Here is a 249-nt window from a genome sequence, read left to right on the forward strand (position 1 = left end):
CGATCAGGACGGGGGCAAGAACATAGGCGGCAAACCAGTCCGCGGACGAAATCCGGAGGATGCCTTCCAGGCGGTTGTGGTTGCCCGCCAGACGCCTTTCCATGGACAGCGCGGATTCCTCCATCGATCCCGCCAGCGCCAGCACGGTGTCACCGGCATAGGTGAGCACCAGTCCGTCGGAGGTCCGACGAAAAAGCGGTTGCCGGGCTTCCTCCTCGAGCACTTTTATGCGGCGACCGATTGTCGGAT

General features: G+C 62.7%; 1 protein-coding gene. It reads right to left on the reverse strand.

Features of this window, described 5'->3' with window-relative positions:
- Positions 1-249 (reverse strand): LysR family transcriptional regulator (locus tag SB765_RS32290; protein ID WP_410932850.1); only part of this gene is annotated, 249 nt, incomplete at both ends.

Source organism: Pseudomonas sp. SIMBA_067, assembly GCF_046534675.1.
Lineage (GTDB): Bacteria > Pseudomonadota > Gammaproteobacteria > Pseudomonadales > Pseudomonadaceae > Aquipseudomonas > Aquipseudomonas putida.